This window comes from Serratia sp. Ser99 (genome assembly GCF_024519545.1).
In the GTDB taxonomy this organism is placed as follows: Bacteria; Pseudomonadota; Gammaproteobacteria; order Enterobacterales; family Enterobacteriaceae; genus Serratia; species Serratia liquefaciens.
The window spans coordinates 12,479-32,028 of sequence record NZ_JALJRT010000007.1; the positions used below are offsets into that span (position 1 = coordinate 12,479).

General features: G+C 53.8%; 18 protein-coding genes. 17 read left to right on the forward strand and 1 reads right to left on the reverse strand.

The features are described 5' to 3' along the window. Nucleotides 1-63: 63 nt before the first annotated feature. Both ravA and viaA read left to right on the forward strand, forming a co-directional pair. Nucleotides 64-1,572 carry an ATPase RavA gene (ravA, locus tag NR114_RS14885; protein WP_020837699.1) on the forward strand — a complete coding sequence of 503 codons (1,509 nt, stop codon included), beginning with the start codon at nt 64-66 and terminating at the stop codon, nt 1,570-1,572. Nucleotides 1,573-1,574: 2 nt separating this feature from the next. Further along, on the forward strand, nt 1,575-3,038 hold the full coding sequence (viaA, locus tag NR114_RS14890) for an ATPase RavA stimulator ViaA (RefSeq protein WP_046374847.1): 1,464 nt from the start codon (nt 1,575-1,577) through the stop codon (nt 3,036-3,038). Nucleotides 3,039-3,041: 3 nt separating this feature from the next. Here the strand turns inward: viaA and asnA are convergent, their stop codons facing one another. Continuing rightward, nucleotides 3,042-4,034, reverse strand: coding sequence for an aspartate--ammonia ligase (gene asnA, locus NR114_RS14895; protein WP_020837701.1), 993 nt, complete (start codon nt 4,032-4,034; stop codon nt 3,042-3,044). A gap of 155 nt (nt 4,035-4,189) precedes the next feature. Here asnA and asnC point away from each other — a divergent pair, with 155 nt between their 5' ends. The 15 genes from asnC (at nt 4,190) to glmS (ending at nt 19,385) form a co-directional block, all read left to right on the forward strand. Then, nucleotides 4,190-4,651, forward strand: a complete 462-nt coding sequence (gene asnC, locus NR114_RS14900; RefSeq protein WP_004950461.1) for a transcriptional regulator AsnC — start codon at nt 4,190-4,192, stop codon at nt 4,649-4,651. 97 nt (nt 4,652-4,748) lie between these two features. Next, the gene (mioC, locus tag NR114_RS14905; protein WP_234529641.1) at nt 4,749-5,189 is read left to right on the forward strand and encodes an FMN-binding protein MioC; all 441 of its coding nucleotides are present in this window, start codon (nt 4,749-4,751) and stop codon (nt 5,187-5,189) included. Nucleotides 5,190-5,570: 381 nt separating this feature from the next. Next, entirely contained in the window at nt 5,571-7,460 is a 1,890-nt protein-coding gene (mnmG, locus tag NR114_RS14910) for a tRNA uridine-5-carboxymethylaminomethyl(34) synthesis enzyme MnmG (protein WP_046374845.1), read from the forward strand. Between the two features lie 137 nt (nt 7,461-7,597). After that, nucleotides 7,598-8,218: a 16S rRNA (guanine(527)-N(7))-methyltransferase RsmG gene (gene rsmG / locus NR114_RS14915; protein ID WP_046374844.1), complete on the forward strand. Its 621-nt coding sequence runs from the start codon at nt 7,598-7,600 to the stop codon at nt 8,216-8,218. A gap of 638 nt (nt 8,219-8,856) precedes the next feature. Next, the gene (gene atpI, locus NR114_RS14920; RefSeq protein WP_020837704.1) at nt 8,857-9,240 is read left to right on the forward strand and encodes a F0F1 ATP synthase subunit I; all 384 of its coding nucleotides are present in this window, start codon (nt 8,857-8,859) and stop codon (nt 9,238-9,240) included. Between the two features lie 21 nt (nt 9,241-9,261). Beyond that, a complete protein-coding gene (atpB, locus tag NR114_RS14925) occupies nt 9,262-10,038 on the forward strand; it encodes a F0F1 ATP synthase subunit A (protein WP_020837705.1) in 777 nt (258 codons plus the stop codon). A gap of 49 nt (nt 10,039-10,087) precedes the next feature. Further along, on the forward strand, nt 10,088-10,327 hold the full coding sequence (gene atpE, locus NR114_RS14930; RefSeq protein ID WP_004093904.1) for a F0F1 ATP synthase subunit C: 240 nt from the start codon (nt 10,088-10,090) through the stop codon (nt 10,325-10,327). A 57-nt stretch (nt 10,328-10,384) separates the two neighbouring features. Next, nucleotides 10,385-10,855, forward strand: a complete 471-nt coding sequence (gene atpF, locus NR114_RS14935; RefSeq protein ID WP_004950476.1) for a F0F1 ATP synthase subunit B — start codon at nt 10,385-10,387, stop codon at nt 10,853-10,855. Between the two features lie 14 nt (nt 10,856-10,869). After that, a complete protein-coding gene (gene atpH / locus NR114_RS14940) occupies nt 10,870-11,403 on the forward strand; it encodes a F0F1 ATP synthase subunit delta (RefSeq protein WP_020837709.1) in 534 nt (177 codons plus the stop codon). Nucleotides 11,404-11,415: 12 nt separating this feature from the next. Next, a complete protein-coding gene (atpA, locus tag NR114_RS14945; protein WP_020837710.1) occupies nt 11,416-12,957 on the forward strand; it encodes a F0F1 ATP synthase subunit alpha in 1,542 nt (513 codons plus the stop codon). A gap of 58 nt (nt 12,958-13,015) precedes the next feature. Continuing rightward, nucleotides 13,016-13,879: a F0F1 ATP synthase subunit gamma gene (gene atpG, locus NR114_RS14950; protein WP_020837711.1), complete on the forward strand. Its 864-nt coding sequence runs from the start codon at nt 13,016-13,018 to the stop codon at nt 13,877-13,879. A 32-nt stretch (nt 13,880-13,911) separates the two neighbouring features. After that, the gene (atpD, locus tag NR114_RS14955; RefSeq protein WP_020837712.1) at nt 13,912-15,294 is read left to right on the forward strand and encodes a F0F1 ATP synthase subunit beta; all 1,383 of its coding nucleotides are present in this window, start codon (nt 13,912-13,914) and stop codon (nt 15,292-15,294) included. Between the two features lie 20 nt (nt 15,295-15,314). Beyond that, nucleotides 15,315-15,734, forward strand: coding sequence for a F0F1 ATP synthase subunit epsilon (locus NR114_RS14960; RefSeq protein WP_020837715.1), 420 nt, complete (start codon nt 15,315-15,317; stop codon nt 15,732-15,734). A 296-nt stretch (nt 15,735-16,030) separates the two neighbouring features. Further along, a complete protein-coding gene (gene glmU / locus NR114_RS14965) occupies nt 16,031-17,401 on the forward strand; it encodes a bifunctional UDP-N-acetylglucosamine diphosphorylase/glucosamine-1-phosphate N-acetyltransferase GlmU (RefSeq protein WP_234529642.1) in 1,371 nt (456 codons plus the stop codon). A 154-nt stretch (nt 17,402-17,555) separates the two neighbouring features. After that, complete coding sequence (gene glmS / locus NR114_RS14970) at nt 17,556-19,385, forward strand: glutamine--fructose-6-phosphate transaminase (isomerizing) (protein ID WP_046374842.1); 1,830 nt, start codon at nt 17,556-17,558, stop codon at nt 19,383-19,385. Nucleotides 19,386-19,550: the final 165 nt, after the last annotated feature.

Consider the following 19,550-nt stretch of genomic DNA (forward strand, 5'->3'; position numbering starts at 1 on the left):
ATGGTGGTTTATCATCGGATTATCCACCAAGATTGGCTAACTCTCGGACAACACGACAATAATATGGCGCCATCATCACTTCTTGCAGAACGGATTTCCCGCCTCAGCAGCGCGCTGGAGAGCGGTCTTTATGAACGTCAGGAAGCCATTCGCCTGTGTCTGCTGGCGGCGCTCAGCGGTGAAAGCGTGTTCCTGCTCGGTCCACCGGGCATTGCCAAAAGCCTGATTGCACGCCGGTTAAAATTCGCCTTTCGCCATGCGCGCTCCTTTGAATACCTGATGACGCGCTTCTCGACGCCGGAAGAGGTGTTCGGCCCGTTATCCATCCAGGCGTTAAAAGACGAAGGCCGCTATCAGCGCCTGACCGCCGGCTACCTGCCCGAAGCGGAAATCGTATTTCTGGATGAGATCTGGAAAGCCGGCCCGGCAATCCTCAATACCCTGCTGACCGCGATCAACGAACGTCGCTTCCGTAACGGCAACGCGGAGGAACCGATCCCCCTGCGGCTGTTGGTCACCGCCTCCAATGAATTACCGGAAGCCGACAGCAGCCTGGAAGCGCTGTACGACCGCATGCTGATACGCCTGTGGCTGGACAAAGTGCAGGACAAGCAGAACTTTCGCTCGTTGCTGGTCAGCCGCCAGAACGAGAATGAAAACCCGGTGCCGGAAGCCCTGAGCATCACCGACGAGGAGTATCACCAGTGGCAATCGCAGATCGACAAAATCAAGCTGCCTGAAAGCTGCTTCGAACTGATATTCCAACTGCGTCAGCGGCTGGATGCGCTGGACCATGCTCCTTACGTTTCCGATCGCCGATGGAAAAAGGCATTGCGCCTGTTGCAGGCCTGCGCCTTTTTCAGTGGTCGCGACGCCGTGGCCCCGATCGACCTGCTGCTGCTGAAAGACTGCCTGTGGCACGATCTCACCTCGCTAAAACTGCTGCAGCAGCAAGTAGAGCAGTTGCTGAACGAGTCGGCCTACCAACAGCAAACGCTGCTGATCCAGCTGCAACAGATCCACACCCGCTGGCTGCAGCACCAACAACAGCAGAGCGACAGTCAGGCGATCACACTGGTAAAAAAAGGCGGCATGTTCAGCCGAAAGCCGCAGTTTGCCCTGGCCACGCCGCTCGGCACCGGCCCCCTGACACTGTTGCTGCAAAAACCGCTGCAGCTGCATGATATTCAGGTCAACCATCTGAGTATTGAAAACAGCGTACTGGAAAACTGGCTGCAAAAAGGCGGCGACGTACGCGCCAAACTGAACGGCATCGGCTTTGCCCAGCAGATCGATCTGGAAGTGGACGAAAAACTGCATCTGACGGTACTGGACGTCAGTCGTCAGCCTTCGCTGCTGGCCCTGCCCGGTATAAAGACCGGGGGAACGCCTCAGGCAATGCTCGACGAAATGGACCAGTTGGCTCAGCGTCTGGCGGAACAGCGTCGGTTGTTCAGTCAGCATCAGCCCTGCCTGTTTACCCCGGCCGCCAGGCTGGCAAAAATTGAGGCCAGCCTGTTGCAGGTGGCGGAACAAATCAAACAGCAGCACCAGCAGATGCGCGGTCAGTAAGCATGCTCAGCCTGGAAACGCTCGATCTGCTGCTGGCGATCACCGAAGGTGAACTGATCGAGGAAATGATCATCGGTATGCTGGCGGCCCCGCAGCTGTCGATTTTCTTCAAGAAGTTTCCGGCGATCCGCCGGGCGCTGGATCGCGACCTGCCGCGCTGGAAGCTGCAGTTGAAACAGCGTCTGCATGAAGCCATGGTGCCACCTGCGCTGGCGCAAGAATTTTACCGCTATCAACAGTGCCAGTTAGAGAACAATACCCAGTTCTTTCATAACCTCAATGACACTCTGGACCTGCTCCGCCAGCTGGTTTCTCCTTTCTATGAGCAGGCCCGCTCGCTGGTGGACGCCGCCGATCTGCCCAATCATCCGCTGGACGACAGTTTCCAGACCCTGTTTTTACAACGCTGGCGTATCAGCCTGACGCTGCAGGCCACCATGATGCACCACCAGTTGCTGGAACAGGAACGCGAACAGCTGATGGCGGAGCTGCAGGAGCGTCTGGCACTGAGTGGGGCGCTGGAACCGCTGCTGTCGGAAAACGACACCGCCGCCGGGCGACTGTGGGACATGAGCAAAGGCCATCTTCAGCGCGGCGATTATCAACGGCTGGTGGAATACGGCAACTTCCTGCAGCAACAACCGGAGCTGAAAAAACTGGCGCAGCAGCTTGGGCGCAGCTATCAGGCCAAAGCGGTACAGCAACAGGATGCTTTGCCAGAGCCGTTTCGCGTCATGGTGCAGGTACCCGCCACGCTGCCGGAAGAGGTCAGCGGTATTCATCAGAGCGACGATATTCTGCGCCTGCTGCCGCCTGAATTGGTCACGTTGGGTATCGAAGAATTGGAATTTGAGTTTTACCGGCGCCTGCTGGAAAAGCAGTTATTGAGCTACCGCCTGCAGGGCGATGTCTGGCAGGAACAGATAACGATCCGGCAGGTCACCCACCAGCAGCAGGATCAGCAGCCGCGCGGCCCGTTTATCGTCTGTGTCGATACCTCAGGCTCCATGGGTGGGTTCAATGAGCAGTGCGCCAAGGCGTTTTGTCTGGCGCTGCTGCGCATTGCGCTGGCGGATAATCGCCGCTGCTACATCATGCTGTTTGCCAACCAGATAGTGCATTACGAGCTTACGGCCGCCAGCGGAATTGAACAGGCAGTGCGTTTTCTCGGTCAGCAGTTTCGCGGCGGCACCGATCTGGCAGCCTGCCTGAACGCCACGGTGAGTAAAATGGCGGAGAGCGGCTGGTTCGACGCGGATGCGGTGATCATTTCTGACTTTATTGCCCAGCGGTTGCCGGAGGAGGTCATAAAGAAGGTCAAACAGCAGCAGCAGAACCACCAGCAACGCTTTCACGCGGTGGCGATGTCCAGCTATGGCAAACCCGGCATCATGCGCATCTTCGATCATATCTGGCGCTTTGATACCGGGTTAAAAAGCCGCTTGATGCGCCGCTGGCGGCGCTGATTGTTACAGAAGCCCTTCGACCGCGTCACGCACTTGCGGTGACCACACGCCACACTGCACCTGACCAATGTGCGACAGTTGCAGCAACAGCATCACCAGGCGTGACTGGCCGATACCGCCACCGATAGTCTGCGGCATATCGCCACGCAGCAATGACTGATGCCACTCCAGCGCCAGACGATCTTCATCGCCGGTTTGCGCCAACTGGCGCTTCAGCGCACTGGCGTCAACGCGAATCCCCATAGAAGAAAGCTCGAAGGCATCCTGCAATACCGGGTTCCAGACCAGAATATCGCCGTTCAAACCTGCCAGGCCTTCTGCCGCCGGTGTCGTCCAGTCATCATAATCCGGCGCACGGACATCGTGTGATTTGCCGTGCGACAGCTTACCGCCGATCCCGATCAGAAATACCGCGCCCAGCTCTTTGGTAATCGCCCGCTCACGGCCTTTGGCATCCAGTTCCGGGTAGCGTTGCAACAGGGTTTCACTGTGAACAAAATGAATCTGCTCTGGCAGGAACGGCGTTAAGCCATATTCGCGGCTCACTTCGACTTCAGTGGCCTTAATCGCCGCATAAATACTGCTCACGGTGCTTTTCAGGTAATCCAGGCTGCGCTCACCATCCCCCATCACCCGCTCCCAGTCCCATTGATCGACGTAGACCGAATGGATCGCGCTCAGGCGATCTTCATCAGGACGCAATGCTTTCATATGGGTATACAGGCCTTCACCGGCGCCAAAATCGTAGCTGCCCAGCGTTTTACGTTTCCATTTCGCCAGTGAGTGCACCACTTCGAAGGTGGCTTCCGGCAGGGTTTTGACCTTTACCTGCACCGCTTTCTCACTGCCTGACAGGTTATCCTGGGTACCGTCACCCAGGCGGCTGAGGATCGGCGCCTGCACTTCGATCAGGCCAAGCTGCTGTTCCAGCTGGCGTGAGAAGAAGGATTTAACCAGGCTGATTTGTTGTTGTTTTTGAATAAACTGTTTTTTCATTGCCGTATCTCTTATAAACCTGTCTCTGTTGCCAACGATTAAGCAACAGAACGGCACCGTAATTCAATATCCGCTAATCAATATTGCCTTTTCACTTTTAATCGTTCATTTTGATGCGGTAATAATTCAACAATCAGCAATTAGTGGGGGATTAAATGGCTGAAAATTATCAGATCGATAATCTCGATCGCGGCATTCTTAACGCTTTGATGGAAAATGCCCGCACGCCTTACGCCGAACTGGCCAAGAACTTTGCCGTCAGTCCCGGTACCATTCATGTGCGAGTAGAAAAGATGAAGCAGGCCGGTATCATCACCGGCGCACGGGTTGACGTGAACCCTAAACGCCTGGGTTACGATGTCTGCTGTTTTATCGGCATTATATTAAAGAGTGCTAAAGACTATCCTTCGGCACTGAAAAAGCTCGAAAGCCTGGAGGAAGTGGTTGAGGCTTACTACACCACCGGCCACTACAGCGTGTTTATCAAAGTGATGTGCCGCTCAATAGATGCGTTGCAACAGGTACTTATCAACAAGATCCAGACCATTGACGAGATCCAGTCCACCGAAACGCTGATCTCGCTGCAGAACCCCATCATGCGTACCATCACGCCCTAGCCAATTAATTACTATACCCATATTATCCACAGGTAGATCCCAGCCGATTCACAGCGTACAATGCTGCCACTTTGAGAAGGCTGGGATCATTCATTTCATGGCAGACATTACTCTGATCAGTGGCAGTACGCTTGGCAGCGCCGAGTACGTAGCCGAGCACTTGGCTGAAAAACTGGAAGCTGCGGGCTTTACGACCGAAACCCTGCACGGCCCTGAATTGGATGAACTGACCCTGTCCGGGCGCTGGCTGGTGGTGTCTTCTACCCACGGTGCCGGCGATTTACCGGATAACCTGCAACCGCTGCTGGAACAAATAGAAGAACAGCTTCCTGACTTATCCCAGGTGCAGTTCGGCGCAGTCGGTTTGGGCAGCTCGGAATACGACACTTTCTGTGGTGCGATCCAACAGATCGACGATCTTCTGATCGCTCGCGGGGCGAAAAGGATCGGCGATCGGCTCGAGATCGACGTGACTGAACACGAAATTCCTGAGGATCCGGCAGAGGAATGGGTGAAAAATTGGATTAATTTACTCTAATTTGTTCAAAGATCACCCGAACGATTGTGGATAACTATGCTTAAAAGCAGGGTAAAAGCGGTAGTTATCCCAATAACAACCTTAGGTCTCTTTTTGACCTGTGCATAACATGCCATTTAGATCCCAGCTTATAAGCTATAGGATCACCGATCATTCACAGCTAACGATCCTCCTTAATCCGCTGATCTCAATCACGAATAATCACTTATCCACAGAAGATCGCGATCCTAATAAGAGATCTAATAAAGAGATCTTTAAATAAAAAAGATCTTCTTTTAATTACCGACGATCCTGACCACTTGGTCGATCGACTAAACTTGAGTAGAATCGCCCTCCCCAGGGCAAACAACGATCGTTCGCAATACGGCGAGGTGCAGTTCCATGTTTTATCCAGAGCAATTTGACGTCATCATCATCGGTGGTGGCCATGCCGGTACCGAAGCCGCAATGGCTGCGGCACGCATGGGGCGTCAGACTTTATTATTGACGCACAATATCGATACGCTGGGGCAGATGTCTTGCAACCCGGCGATTGGCGGTATTGGTAAAGGGCATCTGGTTAAGGAAATTGATGCACTTGGCGGCCTGATGGCCACGGCGATTGACCATGCCGGCATCCAGTTTAGGATACTAAACGCCAGCAAAGGCCCGGCGGTGCGAGCCACTCGTGCCCAGGCTGACCGCGTACTGTATCGCCAGGCTGTGCGCACCGCCCTGGAGAACCAGCCGAACCTGATGATCTTCCAGCAGCCGGTCGAAGATCTGATTGTGGAAAACGATCGCGTTGTCGGTGCGGTAACCCAAATGGGGCTGAAGTTCCGTGCCAAAGCGGTAGTACTGACCGTAGGCACCTTCCTGGATGGCAAGATCCATATCGGCCTGGAAAACTACAGCGGAGGCCGCGCCGGGGATCCTCCGTCGATCTCGTTGTCACAGCGCCTGCGTGAATTGCCTTTGCGCGTTAATCGATTGAAAACAGGTACGCCACCGCGTATCGATGCACGCACTATCGATTTCAGCGTTCTGACGCCGCAACACGGTGATACACCGATCCCGGTGTTCTCGTTTATGGGCAATGCCGGGCAACACCCGGAGCAAATGGCGTGCTACATCACCCATACCAACGAAAAAACCCATGACGTGATCCGCAATAACCTCGATCGCAGCCCGATGTATGCCGGGATCATCGAAGGGATCGGCCCACGCTATTGCCCATCGATCGAAGACAAAGTCATGCGCTTTGCCGATCGTAACGCTCACCAGATCTTCCTTGAACCGGAAGGCCTGACCAGCAACGAAATTTATCCTAACGGCATTTCCACCAGCCTGCCGTTTGACGTACAGATGCAGATCGTGCGTTCGATGGAAGGGATGCAGAATGCCCGTATCGTTCGTCCGGGTTATGCCATCGAGTATGATTTCTTCGATCCGCGCGATTTAAAACCGACGCTGGAAAGCAAATTTATCCAAGGCTTGTTCTTCGCCGGTCAGATTAACGGCACCACCGGCTACGAAGAAGCCGCTGCACAGGGCCTGCTGGCCGGTCTGAATGCCGGACGTTATGCCAACGAAGATGAAGGCTGGTCACCACGTCGCGATCAGGCTTACCTCGGCGTGCTGGTGGACGATCTCAGTACCCTGGGTACCAAAGAACCGTATCGCATGTTCACTTCACGCGCCGAATACCGCCTGATGCTGCGCGAAGACAATGCCGATCTGCGCCTGACCGAAAAAGGCCGCGAACTGGGTCTGGTGGACGATGCCCGCTGGGCGCGCTTTAGCGAAAAGCTGGAACACATCGAACAAGAACGTCAGCGCCTGCGCGACATCTGGATGCACCCGCATGCGGAGAATGTCGATCAGGTCAACGTACTGCTGAAAGCGCCGCTGTCGCGTGAAGCGAATGGCGAAGAGTTGCTGCGTCGCCCTGAAATGGATTACCAACAGCTGACCTCCGTAGCCGCATTTGCGCCGCCGTTGGCCGATACCCAGGCCGCAGAGCAGGTTGAGATCCAGGTAAAATACGAAGGCTACATTGCTCGTCAGCAGGAAGAGATCGAAAAACAGCAGCGTAACGAAAACACCGTGCTGCCGTTGGATCTCGATTATCAGCAAGTTTCCGGCTTGTCGAATGAAGTGATTGCCAAATTGAATGACCACAAGCCGAACTCGATCGGCCAGGCTTCACGCATCTCCGGCATCACACCGGCGGCGATCTCAATTTTGCTGATCTGGCTGAAAAAGCAGGGTTTGCTGCGCCGCAGCGCATAAATCTTGTTTTTGTGCGACCGTTTGTCTACTTGATAGACAAACGGTCGCTGACATCGTCCCGTGCCTGAATTATCATGCTTGGCTTCTTGGCCAGCCCCAATTTGGCTCGTCGTTCCACGCCAGTCAGAGGACCCGTTGTGCAGAAAAAATTAGACTCGCTGCTCACTGCAGCAGGCATTGCGCTTCCCGATCAGCAAAAACAGCAATTGCTAGGCTATGTCGGCATGCTGGACAAGTGGAACAAGGCTTATAACCTCACCTCGGTGCGCGATCCTCAGCAAATGCTGGTACGCCATATTCTCGACAGCATCGTGGTAAACCCGCATTTGCAGGGCTCCCGTTTTATCGACGTAGGCACCGGCCCCGGTCTGCCGGGCATTCCGTTGGCGATCGTTCGTCCTGATTCCCATTTCACCTTGCTGGACAGCCTGGGCAAGCGCGTGCGCTTCCTGCGTCAGGTGCAGCACGAACTGGGCCTGACCAACATTGAGCCGGTACAGAGCCGCGTTGAGGAGTTCCCGGCCGAACCGCCGTTTGACGGTGTGATCAGCCGTGCTTTTGCTTCGCTGCAGGACATGCTGTCCTGGTGCCACCATTTGCCGGCGAAAGGGCAGGGGCGTTTCTACGCGCTGAAAGGGGTTCGTCCTGATGAAGAGCTGACGCAGCTGCCGGAAGGTATCGAACTCGAGTCGGTGGTGCGCTTGCAGGTGCCGGAACTCGAAGGCGAACGTCATTTGGTGATACTTAAAGCAAACTGAGTTTGTTTTTGATCAAATAAGCGTGAATTAAAAGATAGTGTCTAGAGTAAATGTAAGCAGGCTAATCAAATGGCGGTTTTTTTAGTTAATTTACTTTTTATTAACACAAAAATAGCCGCCAATTAGCGACAATAGAGTAATTGCAATTCGAAATAGTCACGTTAGCAACGATAAGTTAACGATTCTGCTTTGGCGCTAATGTTAATTGGCTGTTGTAATATTACGCGACAAGCTGTCAATAAAAGGTTTTTACCGAGTAGATGGATTGTTTTTGAACGGTTAACTTGTAATATTTTGATTTATAATGTTTTTTGATCACTCAATTTGCTAAAGACGGTTTACACGTCGGTGAGTTATAAATCAGAAAGAGGCATTATTGTGAGCGGTTCGACGTTTCGTACTGTAACGCTGGAATAATCAGACAATTTAATGCGCCCTATATTCCGACCGTTTTCTTGTGAAAATAGCCTGAAATAGGGGAATTTAAATAATTGTTCACCTTTTCGCTACTTATCGATTGAATTCGTTGGTATGCCCCGTATAATTTGCTCGTTTTTTGCTGCTTGACTCAGATCAGTAAAAACAGTTTTATACGTCACTCAGCATACCCCCTCTGGGGTACGGAGAGAACAAACGTCATGTCTGTGTCCCTTTACAGCGGAAAAGTTGCTCGTAAATTGCTGTTTCTGCAGTTAATGACTTTTGTTCTGATCAGCGCTGCTTTCGGACTGAAAAGCCTGGAATGGAGCGGTTCGGCACTGGCGGGCGGTCTCGCAGCCTGGTTGCCGAGTACCATGTTTATGCTGTTTGCCTTGCGTCATCAGACGCAGACGCAGGCACCCGGTCGGGTCGCCTGGTCATTCGCCATCGGCGAGGGGTTAAAGGTCTTGATCACCATAGTTTTGTTGATCGTGGCGCTTGGGGTGTTCAAAGCGGAGTTTATACCGCTTGGCCTGACCTATTTAGCGGTGTTAGCGGTGCAAATTATCGCACCCGCCGTGATTAACAGTTACCGAAATTAACTAAATAAGGGTAGAGGCATCATGTCTGCAGAGGGATACAACAGTCCACAGGAGTATATCGGTCACCACCTGACGCAACTTCAGGTCGGGACTGGTTTTTGGTCGATTAACCTCGACTCGATGTTTTTCTCCGTTGTCCTCGGGGTTCTGTTCCTGGTGATTTTCCGCCGGGTTGCCAAAAACGCCACCAGCGGCGTACCGGGTAAGCTGCAAACCGCAGTGGAACTGGTCGTCGGGTTTGTCGACAGCAGCGTACGCGATATGTACCACGGCAAGAGCAAGGTAATTGCTCCGCTGGCGCTGACGGTGTTTGTCTGGGTATTCCTGATGAACATGATGGACCTGATCCCGGTCGACTTCCTGCCATTCATCGGTGCTCAGCTCGGTCTGCCGGCACTGCGTGTGGTGCCTACGGCTGACGTGAACGTCACCCTGTCGATGGCGTTGGGCGTATTTATCCTGATTCTGTTCTATAGCATTAAAATGAAAGGCGTTGGTGGGTTCGTTAAAGAGTTAACCATGCAGCCGTTCAACCACCCTGTATTCATTCCTATCAACCTGATCCTTGAAGGTGTCAGCCTGCTGTCCAAGCCTGTTTCACTGGGCCTGCGACTGTTCGGCAACATGTATGCGGGTGAGTTGATCTTCATCCTGATTGCCGGCCTGTTGCCGTGGTGGTCACAGTGGGTCCTGAGCTTGCCTTGGGCTATTTTCCACATCCTGATCATTACGCTTCAAGCCTTTATTTTCATGGTTCTGACGATTGTCTATCTCTCGATGGCATCTGAAGAGCACTGATTTTCTTAAAACACTTGCACTTTTAAACTGAAACAAACTGGAGACTGTCATGGAAAACCTGAGTATGGATCTGCTGTACATGGCTGCCGCTGTGATGATGGGTTTAGCGGCAATCGGTGCTGCGATCGGTATCGGCATCCTGGGTGGTAAATTCTTGGAAGGCGCTGCACGTCAGCCTGACCTGATTCCTCTGCTGCGTACACAGTTCTTTATCGTTATGGGTCTGGTTGACGCCATCCCGATGATCGCTGTTGGTCTGGGTCTGTACGTGATGTTCGCTGTCGCGTAAGTAGAGAATTTCTCTACACTGAAACCACACTATTAACTTTTAAAGAGGCATTGTGCTGTGAATCTTAACGCAACAATCCTCGGCCAGGCCATCGCGTTCGTTCTGTTTGTCTGGTTCTGCATGAAGTATGTATGGCCGCCGATTATGGCAGCCATCGAGAAGCGTCAGGGAGAAATTGCTGACGGTCTCGCTTCTGCAGAACGTGCCAAAAAAGATTTGGACTTAGCGCAAGCCAATGCGACCGACCAGCTGAAAACTGCTAAAGCAGAAGCTCAGGTGATCATCGAGCAAGCAAACAAACGCAAAGCTCAGATCATGGATGAAGCGAAAGCCGAAGCCGAGCAGGAACGTAACAAAATCGTGGCGCAGGCTCAGGCTGAGATCGAAGCCGAACGTAAGCGCGCTCGTGAAGAGTTGCGTAAGCAAGTCGCGATGCTGGCAATTGCCGGCGCCGAGAAGATCATCGAACGTTCCGTGGATGAAGCTGCTAACAGCGACATCGTTGATAAACTGGTCGCTGAACTGTAAGGAGGGAGGGGCTGATGTCTGAATTTGTAACTGTAGCTCGCCCCTACGCCAAAGCAGCTTTTGACTTTGCCGTTGAGCATCAAAGCGTAGAGCGCTGGCAAGATATGCTGGCGTTTGCTGCTGATGTCACTCGCAATGAACAGATTTCTGAACTGCTGTCTGGCGCTATGGCGCCAGAGACGCTGTCCAAGACGTTCATCGCGGTATGTGGCGATCAACTCGACGAACATGGCCAGAACTTTATCCGTGTAATGGCCGAAAATGGACGTTTACTGGTTCTTCCTGCCGTGCTGCAGCAGTTCAATGAACTGCGCGCCTTGCTGGAATCCACCGTCGAAGTCGACGTGCTCTCTGCGAGCGCACTGAGCGACAAACAGCAGGCTAATATTGCCGCTGCGATGGAAAAACGTCTGTCACGCAAAGTTAAGCTGAATTGCAAAATTGACAAGTCTGTACTGGCCGGCGTAATTATCCGTGCTGGCGATATGGTGATTGATGGCAGCGTTCGCGGTCGTCTTGAACGCCTGACAGACGTCTTGCAGTCTTAAGGGGACTGGAGCATGCAACTGAATTCCACCGAAATCAGCGAACTGATCAAGCAGCGCATTGCTCAGTTCAATGTGGTGAGCGAAGCTCACAATGAAGGTACTATTGTTTCCGTCAGCGACGGGATCATCCGCGTACACGGTCTGGCCGAAGTTATGCAGGGCGAAATGATCGCACTGCCAGGCAACCGTTACGCAATCGCATTGAACCTGGAGCGCGACTCCGTAGGTGCCGTGGTTATGGGTCCGTACTCGGATCTGGCCGAAGGCATGAAGGTAAAATGTACCGGCCGTATTCTGGAAGTTCCGGTTGGCCGTGGCCTGCTGGGCCGTGTAGTTAACACCCTGGGTGCACCTATCGACGGTAAAGGCCCGGTTGATAACGACGGTTTCTCCCCGGTTGAAGCTATCGCCCCTGGTGTTATCGAGCGTCAGTCCGTAGATCAGCCGGTTCAAACTGGCTACAAATCTGTCGACGCCATGATCCCAATCGGCCGTGGCCAGCGTGAGCTGGTGATCGGTGACCGTCAGACCGGTAAAACCGCTCTGGCTATCGATGCGATCATCAACCAACGCGACTCCGGCATCAAATGTGTTTACGTGGCTATCGGCCAGAAAGCGTCTACCATCGCTAACGTGGTGCGCAAGCTGGAAGAGCACGGCGCACTGGCAAACACCATCGTTGTGGTTGCTACCGCGTCTGAATCCGCTGCACTGCAATACCTGGCGCCATACGCCGGTTGTGCGATGGGCGAATACTTCCGTGACCGCGGTGAAGATGCACTGATCGTTTATGATGACCTGTCCAAACAGGCCGTTGCTTACCGTCAGATTTCCCTGCTGCTTCGTCGTCCACCAGGTCGTGAAGCTTACCCAGGCGACGTATTCTACCTCCACTCCCGTTTGCTGGAGCGTGCTGCGCGTGTTAACGCCGACTACGTTGAAGCCTTCACCAAAGGTGAAGTCAAAGGCCAAACCGGTTCACTGACCGCTCTGCCGATCATTGAAACTCAGGCAGGTGACGTTTCCGCGTTCGTTCCGACCAACGTAATCTCGATTACCGATGGTCAGATCTTCCTGGAATCCAACCTGTTTAACTCCGGTATTCGTCCGGCGGTTAACCCGGGTATCTCCGTATCCCGTGTGGGCGGTGCAGCGCAAACCAAGATCATGAAAAAACTGTCCGGTGGTATTCGTACCGCGCTGGCACAGTACCGTGAACTGGCTGCGTTCTCTCAGTTCGCTTCCGATCTGGATGATGCGACCCGCAAACAGCTGAGCCACGGTCAGAAAGTGACCGAGCTGCTGAAACAGAAACAGTATGCGCCGATGTCCGTCGCACAACAGTCTCTGGTGCTGTTTGCCGCAGAACGTGGCTACCTGAACGACGTTGAAGTCGCGAAAGTCGTGAGCTTCGAAGCCGCGCTGGTTGCTTACGCAGACCGCGAGCATGCCGAGTTGCTGAACCACATCAACCAAACTGGCAATTTCAACGATGAGATCGAGGGCAAACTGAAAGCCGTCCTCGAGACCTTCAAGAAAACCCAGTCCTGGTAACGCTCAGCGGCCTGCAGTTGAAAGACAGCAGGCCGTCTGGCAATGAGGAGAAGCAGAGATGGCCGGCGCAAAAGAGATACGTAGTAAGATCGCGAGCGTGCAAAACACGCAAAAGATCACTAAAGCGATGGAAATGGTCGCCGCCTCCAAAATGCGTAAATCGCAGGAACGCATGGCGGCCAGCCGTCCTTATGCAGAGACCATGCGCAAAGTGATTGGTCACCTTGCGTTGGGTAATCTGGAATATAAGCACCCGTACCTGGATGAGCGTGACGTTAAGCGCGTCGGGTATCTGGTGGTGTCTACTGACCGTGGTCTCTGTGGCGGCTTGAACATCAACCTGTTCAAGCGTCTGTTGGCAGAGATGAAAGGCTGGTCCGAAAAAGGCGTTGAAGTTGATTTGGCGCTGATTGGCTCTAAAGCGGCCTCTTTCTTTGGTTCCGTGGGCGGCAACGTGGTTGCCCAGGTTACCGGCATGGGGGATAAACCTTCCCTGTCGGAACTGATCGGTCCGGTGAAAGTGATGCTGCAAGCCTACGACGAAGGTCGTTTGGACAAGCTGTACATTGTCAGCAACAAATTTATCAATACGATGTCCCAGGAACCACAGATTATTCAGCTGCTGCCGTTGCCGCCTTCCGATGACGGTGAGCTGAAGAAAAAATCTTGGGATTACCTGTATGAACCCGATCCAAAAGTGCTGCTTGATACCTTGCTGCGCCGCTATGTGGAATCGCAAGTTTATCAGGGCGTCGTGGAAAACCTGGCCAGCGAGCAGGCCGCACGAATGGTAGCGATGAAAGCCGCAACCGATAACGGCGGTAGCCTGATCAAAGAGCTGCAGTTGGTATACAACAAGGCTCGTCAGGCCAGCATCACTCAGGAACTCACCGAGATCGTTTCGGGAGCCTCCGCGGTTTAAGCTAGGTTTACGAATTACGTAGAGGATTCAAGATGGCTACTGGAAAGATTATCCAGGTAATCGGCGCCGTAGTGGACGTCGAGTTCCCTCAGGATGCCGTACCAAAAGTGTACAATGCTCTTGAGGTAGAAAACGGTACCGAGAAGCTGGTGCTGGAAGTTCAGCAGCAGTTGGGCGGTGGCGTAGTTCGCTGTATCGCGATGGGGACCTCAGATGGTCTGCGCCGCGGTCTGAAAGTGAACGATCTGGAACACCCAATTGAAGTACCGGTAGGTAAAGCTACCCTGGGCCGTATCATGAACGTATTGGGTGAACCAATCGACATGAAAGGCGACATCGGCGAAGAAGAACGTTGGGCGATTCACCGTCCAGCGCCAAGCTACGAAGATTTGTCAAACTCCCAGGATCTGCTGGAAACCGGTATCAAGGTTATGGACCTGATTTGTCCGTTCGCTAAGGGCGGTAAAGTTGGTCTGTTCGGTGGTGCTGGTGTTGGTAAAACCGTAAACATGATGGAGCTGATCCGTAACATCGCGATCGAGCACTCCGGTTATTCCGTGTTTGCAGGCGTGGGTGAGCGTACTCGTGAGGGTAACGACTTCTACCACGAAATGAACGACTCCAACGTACTGGACAAAGTATCCCTGGTTTACGGCCAGATGAACGAGCCACCGGGTAACCGTCTGCGCGTTGCTCTGACCGGTCTGACCATGGCGGAGAAATTCCGTGACGAAGGCCGCGACGTTCTGCTGTTCGTTGATAACATTTACCGTTATACCCTGGCCGGTACCGAAGTGTCCGCACTTCTGGGCCGTATGCCATCTGCGGTAGGTTATCAGCCAACGCTGGCGGAAGAGATGGGCGTTCTGCAAGAACGTATCACCTCTACCAAGACCGGTTCTATCACTTCCGTACAGGCCGTTTACGTTCCTGCGGATGACTTGACTGACCCGTCACCAGCCACCACCTTTGCTCACTTGGATGCAACCGTGGTACTGAGCCGTAATATCGCTTCTCTGGGTATCTACCCGGCCGTTGACCCGCTGGATTCCACCAGCCGTCAGCTGGATCCGCTGGTAGTTGGCCAGGAGCACTACGATGTAGCGCGTGGCGTGCAGTCTATTCTGCAACGCTACCAGGAACTGAAAGATATCATCGCAATCCTGGGTATGGACGAGCTGTCAGAAGATGACAAACTGGTCGTATCCCGTGCGCGTAAAATCCAACGCTTCCTGTCTCAGCCGTTCTTCGTGGCAGAAGTCTTCACCGGTTCTCCGGGCAAGTTCGTATCGCTGAAAGACACCATTCGTGGTTTCAAAGGCATTATGGACGGCGACTATGACCACCTGCCTGAACAAGCGTTCTACATGGTTGGCGCCATTGAAGAAGCAGTGGAAAAAGCCAAGAAACTGTAACGCCTTGAGAGGAGGGTGATATGGCTATGACTTACCATCTGGATGTAGTCAGCGCGGAAAAACATATGTTTTCCGGCCTGGTGCAAAAGATCCAGGTGACAGGTAGCGAAGGCGAACTGGGGATTTTCCCTGGCCATGCGCCGCTGCTGACTGCCATCAAGCCTGGCATGGTGCGTATTGTTAAACAGCACGGTGAAGAAGAGTTCATCTACCTGTCCGGCGGTATCCTTGAGGTACAGCCGAGCGTGGTCACCGTGTTGGCGGACACTGCCATCCGTGGAACGGACCTCGACGAAGCGAGAGCGCTGGAAGCTAAGCGTAAAGCTGAAGAGCACATCCGTAGCTCTCATGGCGATGTCGACTATGCTCAGGCATCTGCGGAACTGGCGAAAGCGATCGCAAAACTGCGCGTTATCGAGCTCACCAGAAGAGCGATGTAACATTTTGGCGCGTGCATAACGCAACCAAAATTAAGAAAGCGGCCTATTTGGTCGCTTTTTTTTTGCTTTAAAATAAGCGTTTCAACCCAGTGGGCATTGTGATGTATAACCCTCGAGAGAGGCTAAAAATGTCTCCGATCGCCGACAGTTCCAGCCAGACTGGGGTTATCTGAATGTTAACTGCGGCGCGCCTAGTGCCCCATGGCCTGCGCCGGGTTCGTGAAGAGAAATATGTAGTAATATCGTCACTAAAGAGTTCTACTTTCGTCTATCAAAATGGAGTTATCAGGTTGCTTATGTCGAACAGCGCAATGAGTGTGGTGATCCTCGCCGCGGGCAAGGGAACACGCATGTATTCCGATCTTCCCAAGGTGTTACATCCATTGGCCGGTAAGCCGATGGTGCAGCACGTCATTGATGCCGCGATGAAACTGGGCGCGAAAAACGTCCATTTGGTCTACGGCCACGGCGGTGAGTTGCTGAAAAAGACCCTGACCGACAGTGCGCTGAACTGGGTGCTGCAGGCCGAGCAGTTGGGGACCGGCCACGCCATGCAGCAGGCTGCACCGCATTTTGCCGATGATGAAGACGTGCTGATGCTGTACGGTGACGTTCCGCTGATCTCTGTCGATACCCTGCAGCGCCTGCTGGCGGCGAAGCCACAGGGCGGCATTGGTCTGCTGACCGTAAAACTGGCTGATCCGAGCGGTTACGGTCGTATCGTGCGCGAGCAGGATACGGTGGTGGGAATTGTTGAGCACAAGGATGCCAGCGAAGCCCAGCGTCAGATCACTGAAATCAATACCGGCATCCTGGTGGCCAACGGGCGCGATCTGAAGCGCTGGCTGGGGATGCTGAACAACGACAACGCGCAGGGTGAGTTCTATATCACCGATATCATCGCGTTGGCACATGCCGACGGCAAGAAAATTGAGGCGGTCCATCCATCTCGCCTGAGTGAAGTGGAAGGCGTGAATAACCGCCTGCAGCTGTCGCGACTTGAGCGCATTTATCAGGCAGAACAATCTGAAAAGTTGCTGCTGGCCGGCGTAATGCTGTTGGATCCGGCGCGTTTTGATCTGCGTGGGGAACTTGTACACGGTCGCGACATCTCTATTGATGCCAACGTGATTATTGAAGGTTCGGTCAAGCTGGGCGACCGCGTGAAAATCGGTGCCGGCTGCGTGCTGAAAAACTGCGTAATTGGCGACGACTGCGAGATCAGCCCGTATAGCGTATTGGAAGATGCGGTGCTGGCAGCGGAATGCACCGTGGGGCCATTCGCCCGTCTTCGTCCGGGCGCAGAGCTGGCGGTGGGCGCCCATGTCGGCAACTTCGTCGAAATGAAAAAAGCACGCTTGGGCAAAGGTTCCAAGGCGGGCCATCTGAGCTATCTGGGCGATGCCGAGATTGGTGACGATGTGAATATCGGCGCCGGTACTATCACCTGTAACTATGATGGCGCCAACAAGCATAAAACCATTATTGGCGACGGCGTGTTTGTTGGTTCCGATACCCAACTGGTGGCACCGGTCTCCGTCGGCAAAGGCTCTACCATCGCCGCTGGCACTACGGTTACCCGTGATATCGGCGAGGACGAACTGGTGCTGAGCCGCGTTAAGCAGGTACACATCCAGGGCTGGCAGCGTCCGGTGAAAAAGAAATAAGCATTGTGTTTTGCGTTGGGCTCCGCGGACGAGCCCAATACAAAACATAATAATCCCCATTCTCTACAGGCTCGGGGACGCACGGTAAAAACCGGCAAAATCAGGTCAAGACATCGAAAGCGCCCCGAAAGGCGTTTAATTAGGAATACAACTGATGTGTGGAATTGTAGGCGCAGTAGCGCAACGTGATATTGCAGAGATCCTGTTGGAAGGTTTACGCCGCCTTGAGTACCGTGGCTATGACTCAGCCGGTTTGGCAGTGGTGGATGCGGAAGGCAACGTGAACCGTTTACGCCGCGTGGGCAAGGTCAATAAACTGGCCGAAGCCGCGGAACAACATCCCTTGCACGGCGGCACCGGTATTGCTCACACCCGCTGGGCAACGCACGGTGAACCTACCGAAGCGAATGCGCACCCGCATGTTTCTGATTACATTACCGTGGTGCATAACGGCATCATCGAAAACCACGAACCGCTGCGTGAATTGCTGATCGAACGGGGCTATCACTTCAGCTCCGAGACCGATACCGAGGTGATTGCTCACCTGGTGCATTGGGAACAGCGCCAGGGCGGCAGCTTGCTGGAAGTGGTGCAGCGCGTGATCCCACAGCTGCGTGGCGCCTACGGCACCGTGGTAATGGATAGCCGCGACCCGAGCGTACTGGTGGCAGCGCGTTCCGGCAGTCCGCTGGTGATCGGCCGCGGCGTGGGTGAAAACTTCCTGGCATCCGACCAATTGGCGCTGCTGCCGGTGACCCGTCGCTTTATCTTCCTGGAAGAAGGCGACGTGGTGGAAATGACCCGCCGCACCGTCAACATTTTCGACAAACAGGGTAACGCCGTTGAACGCCCTGAGATTGAATCTCAAGTGCAATACGACGCCGGTGATAAAGGCGCTTACCGCCATTACATGCAAAAAGAGATTTACGAACAGCCGCTGGCGCTGAAAAACACCCTGGAAGGGCGTTTCAGCCATGGCCAAATCAACCTGAGCGAGCTGGGCCCGCGCGCCGATGAGCTGCTGGCGAAGGTGCAGCATGTGCAGATCATTGCCTGCGGTACGTCATACCACTCTGGCATGGTTGCTCGCTATTGGTTCGAATCTCTGGCCGGTGTGCCTTGCGACGTCGAGATCGCGTCTGAATTCCGTTACCGCAAATCTGCCGTGCGTCCGGGCAGCCTGATCATCACGCTGTCACAGTCCGGCGAAACCGCCGATACCCTGGCGGCGCTGCGCCTGTCGAAGGAATTGGGCTACCTCGGTTCGTTGGCGGTGTGTAACGTGGCCGGTTCTTCGCTGGTGCGTGAATCCGATTTGGCGCTGATGACCAAGGCCGGGACCGAAATTGGCGTGGCCTCTACCAAGGCCTTCACCACCCAGTTGGCGGTGTTGTTGATGCTGGTGGCACGTTTGGGCCGTCTGAAAGGCATGGCGGAAAGCGTTGAGCATGAAATCGTACACGGCCTGCAGGCGTTGCCGGCGCGTATCGAACAGATGCTGTCGCTGGACAAAAGCATTGAAGCGCTGGCGGAGGGCTTCTCCGACAAGCATCACGCACTGTTCCTCGGCCGTGGCGATCAGTATCCGATTGCCATGGAAGGTGCGCTGAAGCTGAAGGAGATCTCCTACATTCACGCGGAAGCCTATGCGGCCGGTGAATTGAAACACGGCCCACTGGCGTTGATCGATGCCGATATGCCGGTGATCGTGGTAGCGCCGAACAACGAACTGTTGGAAAAACTGAAATCCAACATCGAAGAAGTTCGCGCGCGCGGCGGCCAGCTGTATGTGTTCGCCGATCAGGATGCCGGTTTCGTCAGCAGCGAAGGGATGACCATCATTCCATTGCCGCACGTAGAAGAAATCGTGGCCCCTATCTTCTACACCGTGCCGTTGCAGCTGCTGTCTTACCATGTGGCGTTGATCAAAGGCACCGATGTTGACCAGCCGCGTAACCTGGCTAAGTCTGTCACCGTAGAGTAATCCGCTGCTGTTAATCTCTAAAAGCCGGCCACTGTGCCGGCTTTTTTCATAACGGGATCAAATATGACAAGAGTGCTACAGCGGAGATAAAAGTTGTCATATTCAAACGGATAGCGGCGCTGGAAAGGGTTTTTTTATTGATTAATTACTGAGTGGTTTTATGTT